This window comes from Ancylobacter moscoviensis (genome assembly GCF_007559435.1).
Taxonomy (GTDB): Bacteria; Pseudomonadota; Alphaproteobacteria; order Rhizobiales; family Xanthobacteraceae; genus Ancylobacter; species Ancylobacter moscoviensis.
On the sequence record NZ_VMBP01000002.1, the window covers coordinates 117,456 to 132,474 of the forward strand.

A 15,019-nucleotide genomic window follows, 5' to 3' on the forward strand; every position below is an offset into this window, starting at 1 on the left:
GCGGTGGCGGACTGGGCGGGGGTGCTGGTGGCGGTGTTCATGTGGCCGCGCTCCTCACTTGAACCGCTTGCGGTAGACGGTGTCGATCCACACGGCGAACACCAGCACGATGCCGACGACGATGTTCTGATAGGGCGTGTCGACGCGCATCAGCACCATGCCGGACTGGAGGCTCTGCATCACCAGCGCGCCGAGCATGGCGCCGGCGATGGTGCCGGCGCCGCCAGCCAGCGAGGTGCCGCCGATGACCGCCGCGGCGATGACGTAGAGCTCGTCCAGCGTGCCCTGCGCGTTGGTCGCCGAGTTGAGGCGGGCGGTGGAGATGGCGGCGCCGATGGCGGCGAGCGCGCCCATCAGCGCGAACACCGCCATGGTGACGCGCTTGGTGTTGATGCCGGCGAGCTCGGCCGCCTCCGGATTGCCGCCGATGGCGAAGACGTAGCGGCCGAAGCGGGTGCGGGTGGCCACGAAGGTCATGACGATGCCGACCGCCAGCGCGACGAGCACGGGCACCGCGTAGCCGAAGCTGATGGTGATGCCCTCCGGCGGGACGGTGAGACCGGCCGCCTCGGCGTAGCGGCGGGCGAGCACCGGCGGCAACGTGTAGGCATTGACCACCAGCGTGGCGGCGATCACGGCCAGGCAGCCGGCGCCGACCAGCACGATCTCGGCCCAGACGGGCTTCAGCGGGAAATGGAAGCGCTGGCGCTGGCGGCGCGCCTGCACGGCCGCGAAGGCGATGGCGGCGCAGGCGACGGCGGCGACGATCCAGCTCCAGGTGGCGCCGATCGAGCCGTCGGCACCGCCGCCGAGCAGCTTGAAGTTGTCGTCGACGAGCGGGATGGTCTTGCCCTGGGCGACGGCCCAGGCGGCGCCGCGCCAGACCAGCAGGCCGCCCAGCGTGACGATGAAGGCGGGCACGCCGAGATAGGCGATGACGAAGCCGTGCAGCGCGCCGATGGCGGCTCCGATGGCGATGCCGGCGGCGAGGGTGAGCACCATCACGGCGGGATGGTTGAAGCCGAAGGTCGGCATCAGGTAGCTCGCCTGGAACACGGCCATGATCATGCCGGTGACGCCGAGGATCGAGCCGACCGACAGGTCGATGTGGCGCATCACGATCACCAGCACCATGCCGGTGGACATGACGGCGATGGACGAACTCTGGACAGACAGGTTCCAGAGATTGCGCGGCGTCAGGAACGTGCCGTCGGCCAGGAAATCGAAGACGACCCAGATGACGGCGAGGGCGCCGATCATGCCGAGGAAGCGCACGTCGATCTCCAGCGCGCCGACAAGGGAGGTCGGCGCCGCTGCCGGCGACCCCTGCGGCCTGGATGACGGAACGGGCGTGCTGGCCGTGGTGGTGTCGCTCATGTGCGTCCTCCTGAGCCCGCGCGAGCCAGCGCGGGCGCCCCGTGGGGCGGACGGCGGGGTTCGGGCCCCGCCGCGGTTGTCACGCCCGGATCAGTTGCAGGCCTTCACCGTACCGGGCTTCACGCCCTGGCAGACGGTGGCCTTCGGCACCCAGCCGGCCTCGATGATCACGTCGAGATTGTCCTTGGTGATCGGGACGGGCTTCAGGAAGGTGGAGTTCATCGGCACGCCCTTCGGGCCGCCGGTGAAGCTGGTGGTGCCCGGCACGGCCTTGGGATCGGTGCCCTTGGCGAGGGTGAGCGCGATCTCCGCCGCGTGCTTGCCGAGCTCGCGCGAATCCTTCCACACCGACACGGTCTGGGTGCCGAGCGCCACGCGGTTCAGCGCCGCGAAGTCGGCGTCCTGGCCGGAGACCGGCACGGAGCCGGCGAGGCCCTGCGCGGCGAGCGCGGCCACGGCGCCGCCCGCGGTGCCGTCGTTGGAGGCGACGACGGCATCGACCTTGTTGTTGGTGGCGGTCAGGAACTGCTCGGTGTTGCGCTGGGCGTTGGCCGGCAGCCAGCTGTCGGTATAGGCCTCGCCGACATTCTTGATGTCGCCCTTGTCGATGGCGGGCTTGAGCACTTCCATTTGGCCAGAGAACAGGAAGTCGGCGTTCGGGTCGGAGGCCGAGCCCTTGATGAAGATGTAGTTGCCCTTCGGCTTGAGCTTCAGCACCTCGGCGGCCTGGAGGCGACCGACCTCCTTGTTGTCGAAGGTGATGTAGTAGGCATAGGGGTTCTCGATCAGCCGGTCATAGCCGACCACCGGGATGCCCTCGTTCTGCGCCTTGGTGATGGCGGGGGCGATGGCGTCGGAATCCTGCGCCAGGATGATGAGGGCGTTGGCGCCCTGAGCGATCAGCGCCTCGACGTCCGAGAGCTGCTTGGCCGCCGAGGACTGGGCATCGGCGGAGATGTACTTGGCGCCGGCGGCTTCCAGCGCCTTCTTGATCGCCGCCTCGTCGGTCTTCCAGCGCTCTTCCTGGAAGTTGGACCAGCTCACGCCGACCACGACGTCCTGGGCACGCGCGGCGCCGGCCGCCACGAGCGTGGCAAAGGCGGCGGCCGTGATCATCAGTTTCAGCTTCATGCTTTCCTCCCAAATGGGTGCGATTCCCGAGTGCCGCCCGGCTTGGCCGCCTTCCCGCGAGAATGTCGCGGGGGGCATGCATGCCGCGGTCTGCTTGACGTTCGAACCTCAAGCGGGTCGAATTTCGTCGTATTCTTGATCGGCCTGTCGAGGGCCGACGTCATTCCGGACACCTCGTCCTGCGGGGTGATCGACATGAACCTACCAAATCGCGAGCCCCGGCGCCTTCCTTACTTGGTCTAGTGGACGACGGCGCGCGATGAGTTGCGTACCTCAGATTTTGAGGGCAACATGGCGACATGTCCAGAGGTGTTTCGCGCATAACCCTGCAAGACGTGGCCCGCGAGGCCGGCGTTTCGCTGGCGACGGCCGACCGCGTGCTCAACGGCCGGGCCGGCGTGCGCGGCGTGACGGCGGAGCGCGTGCGCGATGCGGTGGTGCGGCTCGGCTACCGTCCGAACCTCGCGGCGGCGCGTCTCGCGCGGGGGGAAACCTACCGTTTCTGCTTCGTGCTGCCGGTCGGCACCAACGTCTTCATGCGGCTGTTGGCCGAGCAGGTCTCGAATACCGCGAGCTGGCTGGCCGCCAACAACGCCTATATCGACACGCTGCGTGTCGACGTGTTCGCGCCGGAGACGCTGGCCTCGGCGCTGGAGGGGCTCGTCGGTCATTATGACGGCATCGCCGTGGTGGCGCTCGACCATCCGCGGGTGCGGGCGGCGATCGACGACCTCGCTTCCGCCGGTGTCGCCGTGGTGACGCTGGTCTCGGATGTGCCGTCCTCGCACCGCCTTCATTACGTCGGCATCGACAACATCGCCGCCGGCCGCACCGCCGCGACGCTGCTCGGGCGCTTCGCCGGGGGACGGCGGGGCACGGTGGGGCTGATCGTCGGAACGCCGGCGCTGCGCGACCATGCCGAGCGCCAGTTCGGCTTCACCCAGGTGCTGGCGGGCGAATATCTGGCGCTGAAGGTGCTGCCGGTGGAGGAAAGCCTCGACGAGGACGAGCGGACCGAGGCCATCGTCGCCCGGATGCTGCGCGACGCGTCCGATCTCGTGGGCCTCTACAATGCCGGCGCGGGCAATCGCGGCGTCGCGGCGGCGATTTCGGCCGCCAACCGCGCCGACGACCTGATCTTCATCGGCCACGACCTGACCGACGACACGCGACGCTTCCTGCTGCGGGGGGTGATGGACGCGGTGATCAACCAGGATGCCGGGCACCAGTCGCGCTCGGCCGCCCGGGTGCTGCTGGCGCACTGCGCCGGCGAGCCGCTGTTGAACGAACAGGAACGTATCCGCATCGACATCTTCGTGCGAGACAACCTGCCGTGATTCCCCAGTTCAGTCGTGTCGAAAGGGAGTGAGGCATGTTTCTCGGCCTCGATATTGGAACGTCCGCCATCAAGGCCGTGCTGGTCGACGACGCGCAGAGCGTCGTCGCGACCGCCGAGACGCCGCTGGCGATTTCCCGCCCGCAGCCGGGCTTCAGCGAGCAGAACCCGGAAGACTGGTGGCAGGCGACGCTCTCCAGCATCGACAAGCTGAAGGCCGAGAAGCCGCAGGCGCTCGCCGCCGTGCGCGGCGTCGGCCTGTCCGGGCAGATGCACGGCGCCGTGCTGCTGGACAAGGCGGGGGCGGTGCTGCGCCCGGCGATCCTGTGGAATGACGGGCGCTCCTCGGCCGAGTGCCGGGAACTGGAGGAACGCTTCCCGGCGCTGCACCGTGTCGCCGGCAATCTCGCCTTCCCCGGCTTCACCGCCCCCAAGCTCCTGTGGGTGAGAAAGCACGAGCCGGAGATCTTCGCCCGCATGGCGAAGGTGCTGCTGCCCAAGGCCTATGTGGGCTATCGCCTGACCGGCGAGATGGTGGAGGAGATGTCCGACGCCTCGGGCACGCTCTGGCTCGACGTTGCCCGGCGCGACTGGTCGGACGAGGCGCTGGCCGCCACCTATATGAGCCGCGAGAACATGCCGCGTCTCGTCGAGGGCAGCGCGGCCGCCGGACGGCTGATGCCGGAGCTTGCCGCCCGCTGGGGCATGACGACGCCGCCGGTGTTGGCCGGCGGGGCGGGCGACAATGCCGCCGGGGCGATCGGCCTCGGCGCCATCAAGGCCGGCAACGCCTTCGTTTCGCTCGGCACCTCGGGCGTGCTGTGGGCGACCACCGACCGCTACGCGCCGAACCCGGAATCGAGCGTCCATGCCTTCTGCCACGCCATACCGGCGACCTGGCACCAGATGGGGGTGATCCTCTCCGCCGCCTCGGCGCTGGGATGGTGGTCGAACGTCGCCCAGCAGACGCCAGGCGACCTGCTGGCGCCGCTGGGCGCCGCGCCGCAGGCGCCCTCCAAGGCGATCTTCCTGCCCTATCTCTCCGGCGAGCGCACGCCGCACAACGACACGAAGATCCGCGCCACCTTCGCCGAGCTCGACCATGACGCGACACGCGAGACGATGACGCAGGCGGTGCTCGAAGGCGTCGCCTTCGCCTTCAAGGACTGCCTCGACGCGCTCGGCGCCGCCGGAACGCGGCTGAGCGAGGCCGACGTGATCGGCGGCGGCTCGCGCTCGCGCTTCTGGATCGCGGTGCTGGCGAGCGTGCTCGGCCTGCCGCTCAACCGGATCGAGGACGGCGAGCGCGGCGGGGCGTTCGGCGCCGCCCGGCTGGCGCGCATGGCGGCGACCGGCGAGGCGCCGGCCGACATCTGCCTGCCGCCGCGCCGCATCGAGACCATCGAGCCCGATCCGGCCCTTCAACAAGCCTATGCGGAACGGCACGCGCTCTACCGGGCGCTGTATCCCGCGCTCAAGGGAGTGACGTCATGAATGCGCCCGCCGGTTTCTTCGCTTCCACGGAGCCGCTGAAATATGCCGGCCCGGAGAGCCGCGACCCCTTCACCTTCCGCTGGTACGACAAGGACCGCGTGGTGCTGGGCAAGCGGATGGAGGACCATCTGCGCTTCGCCGTCGCCTACTGGCACAGCTTCACCTGGCCGGGCGGCGACCCCTTCGGCGGCGAGACCTTCCTGCGTCCGTGGATGCACGGCGCCGACGAGATGGCGCTCGCCCGCGCCAAGGCGGACGTTGCCTTCGAGCTGTTCCGCATCCTCGACGCGCCGTTCTTCGCCTTCCATGACCGCGACATCGCTCCCGAGGGCCGCAGCCTGAAGGAGAGCAACGCCAATGTGCGCGCCATCGCCGACATCTTCGCCAGGAAGATGGAGACCTCGAAGGTGCGCCTGCTCTGGGGCACGGCGAACCTGTTCTCCAACCGCCGCTTCATGGCCGGCGCGGCGACCAACCCGGACCCGGACGTGTTCGCCTATGCCGCCGCGCAGGTGAAGAACGTGCTGGAGGTGACGCACGAGCTCGGCGGCCAGAACTACGTGCTCTGGGGTGGGCGCGAGGGCTACGAGACGCTGCTGAACACCGACCTGAAGAGCGAGCTCGACCATATGGCGCGCTTCCTCAACCTCGTGGTCGAGCACAAGCACAAGATCGGCTTCAAGGGCACGATCCTGATCGAGCCGAAGCCGCAGGAGCCGACCAAGCACCAGTACGACTTCGATGTCGGCACGGTGTACGGCCTGCTCTGCCGGGCTGGCCTCGAGAAGGAGGTCAAGCTCAACATCGAGGCCAACCACGCCACGCTCGCCGGCCACAGCTTCGAGCACGAGATCGCCATGGCGGCGGCGCTCGGCGTGTTCGGCTCGATCGACATGAACAAGGGCGACGCCCAGTCCGGCTGGGACACCGACCAGTTCCCGACCAATGTCGAGGACACCGCGCTCGCCATGTACGAGATCCTGCGGGCGGGCGGCTACACCACCGGCGGCACCAATTTCGACGCCAAGGTGCGCCGCCAGTCGATCGAGCCGGAAGACCTCGTCATCGCCCACGCCGCCGCCATGGACGTGTGCGCGCGGGCGCTGCTGATCGCCGCCGACATGATCGAGGACGGCGCTCTCCAGCATGCGGTGGACGAGCGCTATGCCGGCTGGCAGACGCCGGACGCCAGGGCGATGCTGGCGCCGGGCTCCTCGCTCGACGTCATCGCCGCGCGGGTGGAAGCCGCCGGCCTCGACCCGCAGCCGCGTTCGGGCCGGCAGGAGCGCTTCGAGGCGCTGGCCGGCAGCTACCTGCGCTGAACGATTGGCAAAATCTGCGCCGGGCTTCGTCCTCCGGCGCAGATTTCATCTTACTGTGATTGACTTGGCGGCATTTCCCCCGTTCGATCCCCGGCGGGACGACCCGTGACTCGGCACCCCGCTTTCGCGCGGGAGGACGCCTTCAAGAGGGGAAGTGACGAATGCGTCATCGCATGATGGGAGCAGCGCTGGCCGCCGTGGCCGCCCTGTCCTTTATGGCCGCCGATGCGGACGCCCAGATGCGTCCGCCGGGCGGCATGGGCAACCAGATCGTCGACGTGCCGGAGAAGCCCGGCTACGTGCCGTCGGCCGACGAGGAGCAGCTCGACCCGGCCTTCCGCCGGCAGCCGGTCTATTTCCGCACCAACGAGCCGCCGGGCACGATCATCGTCCATACGAATGAGCGCTTCCTGTACCTCGTGCAGGGCGACAACCGGGCGCTGCGCTACGGCATCGGCGTGGGCCGCGACGGCTTCCAGTGGGCCGGCCTGCAGAAGGTGACCCGCAAGGCGGAGTGGCCGGACTGGACGCCGCCGCCGGAGATGATCCAGCGCCAGCCCTACCTGCCGCGCTTCATGGCCGGCGGTCCCGGCAACCCGATGGGCGCTGCCGCGCTCTATCTGGGCTCCACGGTCTACCGCATCCACGGCACCAACATGCCGAACACCATCGGCATGGCGATCTCCTCCGGCTGCTTCCGTCTCGTGAATGCGGACGTGCAGGACCTCTACAACCGCGTGCCGGTGGGGACGAAGGTGATCATCCGTCAGGCGCCCGAGCTCTGAGCGTCCGGTTTTTGTGAATATCGACGCTCCGGACCTTCCGGTGCCGTCGACCGATCTGGGGGAAACATGAACAGGATCGCAACCGCGCTGGCCGCCGCCGGCGTTCTTCTCACGGCCGGCTTCGCCCATGCGGACACGCTGTCCGACGTGAAGGCGCGCGGCACGCTGAAGTGCGGCGTCAGCCAGGGCCTCGCCGGTTTCTCGGCCAAGGACGACAAGGGCGCCTGGAGCGGCTTCGACGTCGATTTCTGCCGCGCGGTGGCGGCGGCGGTCTTCGACGACCCCTCCAAGGTGGAGTATGTGCCGCTTTCCGCCGAGGCGCGCTTCCCGGCGCTGCAGAAGGGCGAGATCGACGTCCTCTCCCGCAACTCGACCTGGACGCTGCAGCGCGAGGCCGAGCTGAAGCTGCTTTTCGCCGGCATCTCCTATTATGACGGCCAGGGCTTCATGGTGCCGGCCGGCAAGAACGTGATGGGCGCGCTGGAACTCGGCGGCTCCAAGGTCTGCACCCAGAGCGGCACGACCAGCGCCCTCAACGCGCAGGACTATTTCAAGCAGAACAAGATGGAGCTGGAGCTGATCCAGCTGCCGACCGTCGACGAGGTGGTGAAGGCCTATGCCGACGGCAAGTGCGACGTGCTGACGACCGACGTGTCGCAGCTCTACGCGCTGCGCCTTAAGCTGCCCAAGCCCGCCGACCACATCGTGCTGCCCGACGTGATCTCCAAGGAGCCGCTCGGCCCGGTGGTGCGCCAGGGCGACGACGCGTGGCTCAACATCGTCAAGTGGAGCCTCTACGCGCTGCTGAACGCCGAAGAGCTGGGCATCAGCACGGCGAGCCTCGACCAGGCGCTCAAGTCCGACAAGCCGGACGTGAAGCGCTTTGTCGGCACCGACGGCGCCTATGGCGAGCAGCTCGGCCTGACCAAGGACTGGGCGGTGCGGATCGTCAAGAATGTCGGCAATTACGGCGAGGTGTTCGAGCGCAATATCGGCTCGCAGTCCTCGCTCGGCATCCCCCGCGGCATCAACCAGCTCTGGAGCGCCGGCGGCATCCAGTACGCGCCGCCGATCCGCTGAGGCGGGTCCATATCCCGGAAGAAAGGAAGCCGGCGATCCATGACGGGTCGCCGGCTTTTCAGTTGCTCCTCGAGGGAGAGCCTGCAGAGGGTCTGCGCGGGGCCTAGACGCCCCGCCAGTTCGGCGGGCGCTTGGCCAGGAAGGCCTCGACGCCCTCGCGGAAATCGGCGCTGCCATAGGTTTCGCGCACCAGATCGGAATCGGCGGCGTGCGGGTCGCGGGCGAGGCGCCGCAGAATCTCCTTGGTCACGCGCAGCGTGATCGGCGCATGGCCGGCGAGGCGCGCGCACAGCTCCTCGACCTTCGCGTCGATCTCCTCCGCCGGAACGATGGAGACGTAGCCGGGCAGCAGTTCCTCGGCGACGGGCGTCTCGGCCAGCAGCAGCATGCGCTTGACCATGCTCACGCCGAGCGTGGCGGCGAGGCGCTGGACGTTGGACGCCGACAGGCAGTTGCCGAGGGTGCGGGCGATGGGCACGCCGAAGCGCGCGCCGGGCGTGGCGACGCGGAAATCGCAGGCATTGGCCAGCGCCATGCCGCCGCCGACCGCCCAGCCTTCCACCACCGCGACGGTGGGAACGGGCAGGGCTTCCAGTCCGCCGACATAGTGCTCGACCTTCTCCTCATAGGCGATGCCGTCATTGCCGGAGGAGAAGGCGCGGAACTGCTCGATGTCGGTGCCGGCGACGAACGCCTTGCCGCCGGCGCCGCGCAGCACGGCCACGCGGATGGACGGATCGGCGGCGATCGCCGCGCAGGCCGCCGCCAGTTCCTCATACATGCGCCAGGTCATGGCGTTGCGGGCGGAGGGCCGGTCGAAGACGAGGCGGGCGACGGCGCCGTCCTTCGTGAAGCGGACGGTTCCCTGGTCCGGCGCGGCGGGTGCCTCGGGCCTGGCGACGGTTGTGGTGGCGAGGTTCATGGCGCGAAGGCTCCACGGGCGGTGAGGGCTTCGACGGCGGCGGCGTCGAGGCCGATCTCCTTCAGCACTTCGTCGGTGTGCTGGCCGAGCAGGGGAGGATGCCGGCGCACCTGCTGCGGCGTGCCGGTCAGCTTAACCGCAAAGCCGATGTTCGACACCTTGCCCTCGTTGGGGTGGTCGATCTCGATGCGCATCTGGCGGTGCCGGCCGTGCTCGCTCTCGAAGGCTTCCGGGTAGCTGTGCATGGTGCCGGCGGGGATGCCGACGGCGAGCAGGCTTTCCACCCAGTCGTCGGAGGTGCGGGTGACGAAGGTCTTCTCCAGCTCGACGATCAGCTCCTCGCGATGGGCGAGCCGGTCGGGATTGGTCTTGAACCGGGGATCCTCGAGGAGATCCTGCCGGCCGATGGTCTCGCAGAGCTGCAGCCAGAGCTTCTGGTTGGTGGCGCCCATGACGAAATAGCCGTCGGAGGACTTCACCGCCTGATAGGGCGCGCTCATGCGGTTGGCGGTGCCGAGCGGGATCGGCTGGGTGCCGCGGCCCCAATATTCGGAGATGTCCCACACCGAGAAGGCGAGGGCGGCCTCGAACAGCGAGGCGTCGATGTACTGGCCCTCGCCGGTGTTCTTCGCGCCGATATAGGCGGCGAGCACGGCATAGGTGGCGAACAGGCCGCAGCCGATATCGGCCACCGGCACGCCGGCCTTGACCGGCAGGCCGCCGGGATGGCCGGTGACGCTCATCACGCCGGACATGGCCTGCGCCATCAGGTCGAAGCCCGGGCGGCCGGCCCAGGGGCCGGTCTGGCCAAAGCCGGAGATGGAGGCGTAGACGAGGCGCGGATTGTACTGGCGCACCGTCTCATAGTCGCATTTGAGCTTCTTCATCACGCCCGGTCGGTAGTTCTCGACCAGGATGTCGGCGCTCTTCACCAGCTCGTAGAACAGCTCGCGGCCGGCTTCGCTCTTGAGGTTCACGGCGACCGAGCGCTTGTTCCGGTTCATGTTGAGGAAGCCCATGCTGTCGGGCCCCTTCATCTTGAATCCCATGGCGCCGCGGGTCTGGTCGCCAGTGCCCGGCGGCTCGATCTTGATCACGTCGGCACCGAGGTCGCCGAGCAGCATGCAGCTATAGGGACCGGCCATCACCTGGCTGACGTCGAGAACCCGCACGCCGGCCAGCGGCAGCGGGCGCGCCGCGCCCTCGGTCCGCGCCTCGCGCTGCGGTGTGCTGGCGGGATTGCCGGCGGCGGGGTTTTCCCGGGCCTGATCCAGAACATCGCTCATCGGTTCTACCTTTCTGCGGTGGGCGCGGCGCCCGAATTCACAATCAATAATTACGAATGACGGAAGCGGCTCCGCCGCAGCGGGCGGAGCCGGGGATCTCAGACCGGCTCGGAGGTCGATGTCCTGCGCCCCCGCGCCGCGCCGCGCTCATCCGCCGGCTCGGCCGGGGCTTCCGCGCTGGTGCGGTTGATGAAGGCGCGGGCGATGCCGGAGGTGGTGCCCATGACGTGGGTTTCGAGCAGGGCGGCGAGGCGGGGCGCGTCGCGCGCTTCCAGCGCCTCGATCATGGCGTTGTGCTCGACCACGGCGGCGGCCCAGTGCTCGCGGCTCTTGCGCACGACGAAGCGGCAGGCATGGATGCGGGTGAGGATCTGCTGGTAGAAGGCGGACAGCGTGACGTTGCCGGCGATCTCGAAGAAGGATTCGTGGATCAGCCGGTTGTGGCTGAGATACTCGACTTCCTCGCCCTTCTCGAAATACTCCATCATCCGGTCGTGCAGCGCGCGGACGCGGGCGATGTCGGCATCGCTGGCGCGGGCGCAGGCGAGCAGGCCGGCGAGGCGCTCCAGCGAGGCCATGATCGGGAACAGCTCCTCGATCTGCTCCTCGGTGATGCGCGCGACGATGGCGCCGCGATGGGGCAGGATCTGCAGCACGCCCTCGGCGGCGAGCACCTTCAGAGCCTCGCGGATCGGTGTGCGGGAGACCCCGAAGCGCTCGCACAGCTGCTCCTCCGGCACTTTCTCGCCGGGCCGCAGTTCGCCCTGCAGGATCATCTCCCGCAAGGGCGCCACGAGGGATTCGTGGAGAGAGTGTCGGACGATCGGAGCGGACGGCATGCGTTTTATCCTTGGCGGCTTCTGCGAGCCTGAGCGTTTCCCGACGGAAGGATAGCCGGGAACCGCCGGTATCGGGAAGACGATCACGCCGACCTCCCATGGGCCTCGGCGTCGCCGGCGGCCGGCCGGCCGAACAGGCCGCCCTTGAACAGGACGGTGATCAGCGGCAGGCACAGCAGCAGGATGCCGAGCCCCATCATGGTGGAGACGAGGGCGTTGGAGAAGAAGATCGCCGGCGAGCCGTCCGAGGTCAGCATGGCCTGGCGGAAGGCGTCCTCGGCCTTGTCGCCCAGCACCATGGCGAGGACGAAGGGCGCGAGCGGGTAGTCGAGCTTCTTGAAGACGTAGCCGACGATGCCGAAGGCCAGCGCCAGCCAGATGTCGAATACGTGGTTGGCGACCGTGTAGGCGCCGATGACGCAGACGATGGTGATCATCGGCCCGACGACGGTGAAGGGCGCGCGCAGGATGTAGGCGAAGAGCGGCACGGTCGCGAGCACCAGCACGACGGCGATGAGGTTGCCCATGTACATGGAGGCGATGAGGCCCCAGACGAAATCCGGCCGGGTGGAGAACAGCATCGGGCCGGGCGAGAGGCCCCAGATCATCAGGCCGCCCATCATCACCGCAGCGGTGGCGGAGCCGGGAATGCCCAGCGCCAGCATCGGCAGCAGCGCGCAGGAGCCGGCCGAATGGTCGGCGGTCTCGGGCGCGACGATGCCTTCGGGCTCGCCCTTCCCGAAATTCCTGCCGCGGCGGGAGAAGCGCCGGCCCAGCGCGTAGCTCATGAAGGAAGCGGCGGTCGGGCCGCCCGGCGTGATGCCCATCCAGCAGCCGATGAGCGCGCTGCGCACCAGCGTGACCCAGTAGCGCGGCACTTCGGCCACCGTGCGCAGGATGGTGCGCATGTCGAGCTTGGCCTTCACGCCCTCGAACTTCAGCCCTTCCTCCATGGTGAGCAGCAGCTCGCCCAGGCCGAACAGGCCGATGACGGCGATGAGGAAGCTGATGCCGCCGATGAGCTCGTCGATCTCGAAGGTCAGGCGGCTCTCGCCGGAGATGGTGTCGATGCCCACCGTGGCGGCGGCGAAGCCGAGCATCATCGAGACCAGCGTCTTGAAGGGCGAGCCTCCGGCCATGCCGATGAAGCTGGCGAAGGCCATGAAGTAGACCGCGAAATACTCGGCCGCGCCGAAGCGCATGGCGAAATTGGCGACCCAGCTCGACAGCAGGGTGATGACGATCACGCCGGTGAGGGCGCCGATGCCGGCCGAGGTGAAGGCGAGGGTGAGCGCGCGCACCGCCTGCCCCTGCCGGGCGAGCGGATAGCCGTCGAACGTCGTGGCGACGGAGGAGGGTTCGCCGGGAATGTTGAACAGGATGGAGGTCGTCGATCCCCCGAACAGCGCGCCCCAGTACATGGAGGTGAGCAGGATGATCGCCGAGATCGGGTCCATGGTGAAGGTGAGCGGCAGCAGCAACGACACGCCGTTGGGCGCGCCGAGGCCGGGGAGCACGCCGACCACCAGGCCGAGCAGCACGCCCACCGCCATGATCATCACATGGTGGGCGGTGAGCGCGACGGCGAAGCCGTCCATCAACTGGCCGAAATTGCCCATGGCCGTTCCCTCTCCCGTCTCTTCTTCTTGTTCTCAGTAGATGCCGAAATATTCGAGGATCGGCCCCTTCAGCAGCGGGACCATGAAGATCTTCTCGAAGATGACGAAGTTGACCGCGACCACGATGGCGGCGGTGAGCAGCGAGGTCGCGGTGCGGAAGCCGGCGGCCATGCGCATGGCGTAGAAGGTGTAGAGCGCCATGCCGATGTAGAGGCCGAGCCAGGCGGAGATCGCCACCATCACGACGATCGGCAGGAAGAAGGCGACGATGGTGCGCAGCCGCTCGCCGTCGATGAAGACGTCGGAGGTCGAGGCCCGGCGCAGCACCGTCTGGAGGATGGTGGCGGCGCTGCCGAAGATGATGAGGGCGCCGATATAGAAGGGGAAATAGCCCGGCTGCGGACCGCTCTCGTTCCAGCTGATGCCGTTGAGGGACGCGCCGTAGCACACGATCCCGCCGACGAGGGCGGTGGCGCAGGCGGTCGCGATCTCCATGGTGTTGCGCGAGATATCCATGACGTCACTCCGGGGCGGGCACGCCGTCGCGCTCCCGCAGGATCTGCGATCCGGGTCGAGAAGGAGAAGGGGCGGGCGCGCCGCCCCCTCGTTTCACCAAAAGCGCGGGCTCACTGCTCGGCGCGCAGCCAGCCATTCGCCTTGTAGATCTCGGCGTAGGTGGCCTCGTGCTGCTTGATGAAGTCCTTGAAGGCGTCGCCGGTGAGCAGGCGCGGGATCTGCGCGCCGCGCTCCTGATAGCCCTTGAACTCCGGCGTGCCGGCCGCCTTGGTGAACAGCTCGGTGTAGTAGGCGAGCGCCTCCGGCGGGATGTCCGCGGCCGCCCAGATGGTGCGCGGCTGGGCGAAGGTCTTCACGTCGATGCCGGCCTCGACGCAGGTCGGAACGTCATTCCAGGACATGCCGTCGGCGATGACCGTCTTGTCGGCGAGGCGTTCGCTCTCGAACACGCAGAGCGGCTTCTGCACGCCGGCCTTCCACTGCTCGACGCTCTCGCTGGGATTGTTAACGTTGGCGGTGATGTGGCCGCCGGCCACCTGGATGGCCGCCTCGCTGCCCGACTTGTAGGGGATGTAGGTGAGGTCGACGCCGGTCTTGTGCTCGATGAGCGTCATCAGCGTCTCGTCGGCTTCCTTGGCCTTGGCGCCGCCGAGCTTGAGCTGGCCGGGATTCTCCTTCGCCTTGGCGATGAAGCCCTTGACGTCCTCGATGCCCGAGGTCTTCGGATTCACCCACAGGATGAAGGGGTCGAACACCATCGCGGCGACCGGGGTGAGGTCCTTCTGGCTGTAGGAGAGCTTGTTGGCGAGCGGCAGGACATAGGCGTCCTGCGTGCCGAAATAGAGCTTGTAGGGATCGCCCTTGTTCGACTTGGCGTAGATGAAGGTCTCCGCGCCGGAGCCGCCGGACTTGTTGCTGACGATGATCGGCGTGGTCAGCAGCTCGTTCTTGCTGAGCGCCGACTGGACGACGCGGGCGAAGGTGTCGGTGCCGCCGCCGGGGCCGGCCGCGGCGACGAACTCCACCGGGCGGTTCGGTTTCCATTCGGCGAGCGCGGCGGTCGGGACGACCACCGAAAGCGTGAGCGCAAACGCAGTTAGGGCGTGCTTGGGCATTCAATTCCTCCCCATGAGAATTATTTGGGCGGGCTTTGCCTCGCGGTTCTTGAGGGGAACGCTATCGCATCAATCATTTCACATCAATAATTATGGATGCGATTTTCGCTCGATGCCGGCGAGGGACGGCGCGGGAGTGGCGGACAGGTCTCCGGTCGCCACGCGATGGAGTGGTCCGGCAATAGAATTCTCTTTTA

General features: G+C 68.1%; 13 protein-coding genes. 5 read left to right on the forward strand and 8 right to left on the reverse strand.

Annotated features, from left to right (window positions below; translation table 11 throughout):
* Positions 1 to 54: 54 nt before the first annotated feature.
* Positions 55 to 1,377 carry a sugar ABC transporter permease gene (locus FO470_RS06710; protein ID WP_144342187.1) on the reverse strand — a complete coding sequence of 441 codons (1,323 nt, stop codon included), beginning with the start codon at positions 1,375 to 1,377 and terminating at the stop codon, positions 55 to 57.
* 90 nt (positions 1,378 to 1,467) lie between these two features.
* Positions 1,468 to 2,508 (reverse strand): D-xylose ABC transporter substrate-binding protein, encoded by a 1,041-nt coding sequence (xylF, locus tag FO470_RS06715; protein WP_144342188.1) that lies wholly within the window; start codon positions 2,506 to 2,508, stop codon positions 1,468 to 1,470.
* Positions 2,509 to 2,807: 299 nt separating this feature from the next.
* Between xylF and FO470_RS06720 the strand changes: the two genes are divergently transcribed.
* The 5 genes from FO470_RS06720 (at position 2,808) to FO470_RS06740 (ending at position 8,525) form a co-directional block, all read left to right on the forward strand.
* Positions 2,808 to 3,845 (forward strand): LacI family DNA-binding transcriptional regulator, encoded by a 1,038-nt coding sequence (locus FO470_RS06720; protein ID WP_186291874.1) that lies wholly within the window; start codon positions 2,808 to 2,810, stop codon positions 3,843 to 3,845.
* A 35-nt stretch (positions 3,846 to 3,880) separates the two neighbouring features.
* Entirely contained in the window at positions 3,881 to 5,338 is a 1,458-nt protein-coding gene (gene xylB / locus FO470_RS06725) for a xylulokinase (RefSeq protein ID WP_144342189.1), read from the forward strand.
* Positions 5,335 to 6,660 (forward strand): xylose isomerase, encoded by a 1,326-nt coding sequence (gene xylA / locus FO470_RS06730; RefSeq protein ID WP_144342190.1) that lies wholly within the window; start codon positions 5,335 to 5,337, stop codon positions 6,658 to 6,660. Before xylB ends, xylA begins: the two co-directional genes overlap by 4 nt.
* A gap of 161 nt (positions 6,661 to 6,821) precedes the next feature.
* Positions 6,822 to 7,445, forward strand: coding sequence for a L,D-transpeptidase (locus FO470_RS06735; RefSeq protein WP_144342191.1), 624 nt, complete (start codon positions 6,822 to 6,824; stop codon positions 7,443 to 7,445).
* Positions 7,446 to 7,511: 66 nt separating this feature from the next.
* A complete protein-coding gene (locus FO470_RS06740; protein ID WP_144342192.1) occupies positions 7,512 to 8,525 on the forward strand; it encodes an amino acid ABC transporter substrate-binding protein in 1,014 nt (337 codons plus the stop codon).
* 103 nt (positions 8,526 to 8,628) lie between these two features.
* On the opposite strand, the gene FO470_RS06745 is transcribed toward FO470_RS06740, so the two are convergent.
* The 6 genes from FO470_RS06745 to FO470_RS06770 all read right to left on the reverse strand — a co-directional run bounded on the left by FO470_RS06745 (position 8,629) and on the right by FO470_RS06770 (position 14,822).
* Positions 8,629 to 9,447 (reverse strand): enoyl-CoA hydratase/isomerase family protein, encoded by an 819-nt coding sequence (locus FO470_RS06745; RefSeq protein ID WP_144342193.1) that lies wholly within the window; start codon positions 9,445 to 9,447, stop codon positions 8,629 to 8,631.
* A complete protein-coding gene (locus FO470_RS06750; protein ID WP_144342194.1) occupies positions 9,444 to 10,733 on the reverse strand; it encodes a CaiB/BaiF CoA transferase family protein in 1,290 nt (429 codons plus the stop codon). Before FO470_RS06750 ends, FO470_RS06745 begins: the two co-directional genes overlap by 4 nt.
* Before the next feature lie 98 nt (positions 10,734 to 10,831).
* Positions 10,832 to 11,572: a GntR family transcriptional regulator gene (locus tag FO470_RS06755; RefSeq protein WP_144342195.1), complete on the reverse strand. Its 741-nt coding sequence runs from the start codon at positions 11,570 to 11,572 to the stop codon at positions 10,832 to 10,834.
* A gap of 83 nt (positions 11,573 to 11,655) precedes the next feature.
* On the reverse strand, positions 11,656 to 13,191 hold the full coding sequence (locus FO470_RS06760) for a tripartite tricarboxylate transporter permease (protein WP_144342196.1): 1,536 nt from the start codon (positions 13,189 to 13,191) through the stop codon (positions 11,656 to 11,658).
* A gap of 33 nt (positions 13,192 to 13,224) precedes the next feature.
* A complete protein-coding gene (locus FO470_RS06765) occupies positions 13,225 to 13,707 on the reverse strand; it encodes a tripartite tricarboxylate transporter TctB family protein (RefSeq protein WP_144342197.1) in 483 nt (160 codons plus the stop codon).
* Positions 13,708 to 13,817: 110 nt separating this feature from the next.
* Positions 13,818 to 14,822, reverse strand: a complete 1,005-nt coding sequence (locus FO470_RS06770) for a Bug family tripartite tricarboxylate transporter substrate binding protein (protein WP_144342198.1) — start codon at positions 14,820 to 14,822, stop codon at positions 13,818 to 13,820.
* Positions 14,823 to 15,019: the final 197 nt, after the last annotated feature.

Coding starts and splice junctions, on each gene's coding strand:
- FO470_RS06710 (WP_144342187.1), bottom strand. CDS start 1,377: ATGAGCGACACCACCACGGCCAGCACGCCCGTTCCGTCATCCAGGCCG.
- xylF (WP_144342188.1), bottom strand. CDS start 2,508: ATGAAGCTGAAACTGATGATCACGGCCGCCGCCTTTGCCACGCTCGTG.
- FO470_RS06720 (WP_186291874.1), top strand. CDS start 2,808: ATGTCCAGAGGTGTTTCGCGCATAACCCTGCAAGACGTGGCCCGCGAG.
- xylB (WP_144342189.1), top strand. CDS start 3,881: ATGTTTCTCGGCCTCGATATTGGAACGTCCGCCATCAAGGCCGTGCTG.
- xylA (WP_144342190.1), top strand. CDS start 5,335: ATGAATGCGCCCGCCGGTTTCTTCGCTTCCACGGAGCCGCTGAAATAT.
- FO470_RS06735 (WP_144342191.1), top strand. CDS start 6,822: ATGCGTCATCGCATGATGGGAGCAGCGCTGGCCGCCGTGGCCGCCCTG.
- FO470_RS06740 (WP_144342192.1), top strand. CDS start 7,512: ATGAACAGGATCGCAACCGCGCTGGCCGCCGCCGGCGTTCTTCTCACG.
- FO470_RS06745 (WP_144342193.1), bottom strand. CDS start 9,447: ATGAACCTCGCCACCACAACCGTCGCCAGGCCCGAGGCACCCGCCGCG.
- FO470_RS06750 (WP_144342194.1), bottom strand. CDS start 10,733: ATGAGCGATGTTCTGGATCAGGCCCGGGAAAACCCCGCCGCCGGCAAT.
- FO470_RS06755 (WP_144342195.1), bottom strand. CDS start 11,572: ATGCCGTCCGCTCCGATCGTCCGACACTCTCTCCACGAATCCCTCGTG.
- FO470_RS06760 (WP_144342196.1), bottom strand. CDS start 13,191: ATGGGCAATTTCGGCCAGTTGATGGACGGCTTCGCCGTCGCGCTCACC.
- FO470_RS06765 (WP_144342197.1), bottom strand. CDS start 13,707: ATGGATATCTCGCGCAACACCATGGAGATCGCGACCGCCTGCGCCACC.
- FO470_RS06770 (WP_144342198.1), bottom strand. CDS start 14,822: ATGCCCAAGCACGCCCTAACTGCGTTTGCGCTCACGCTTTCGGTGGTC.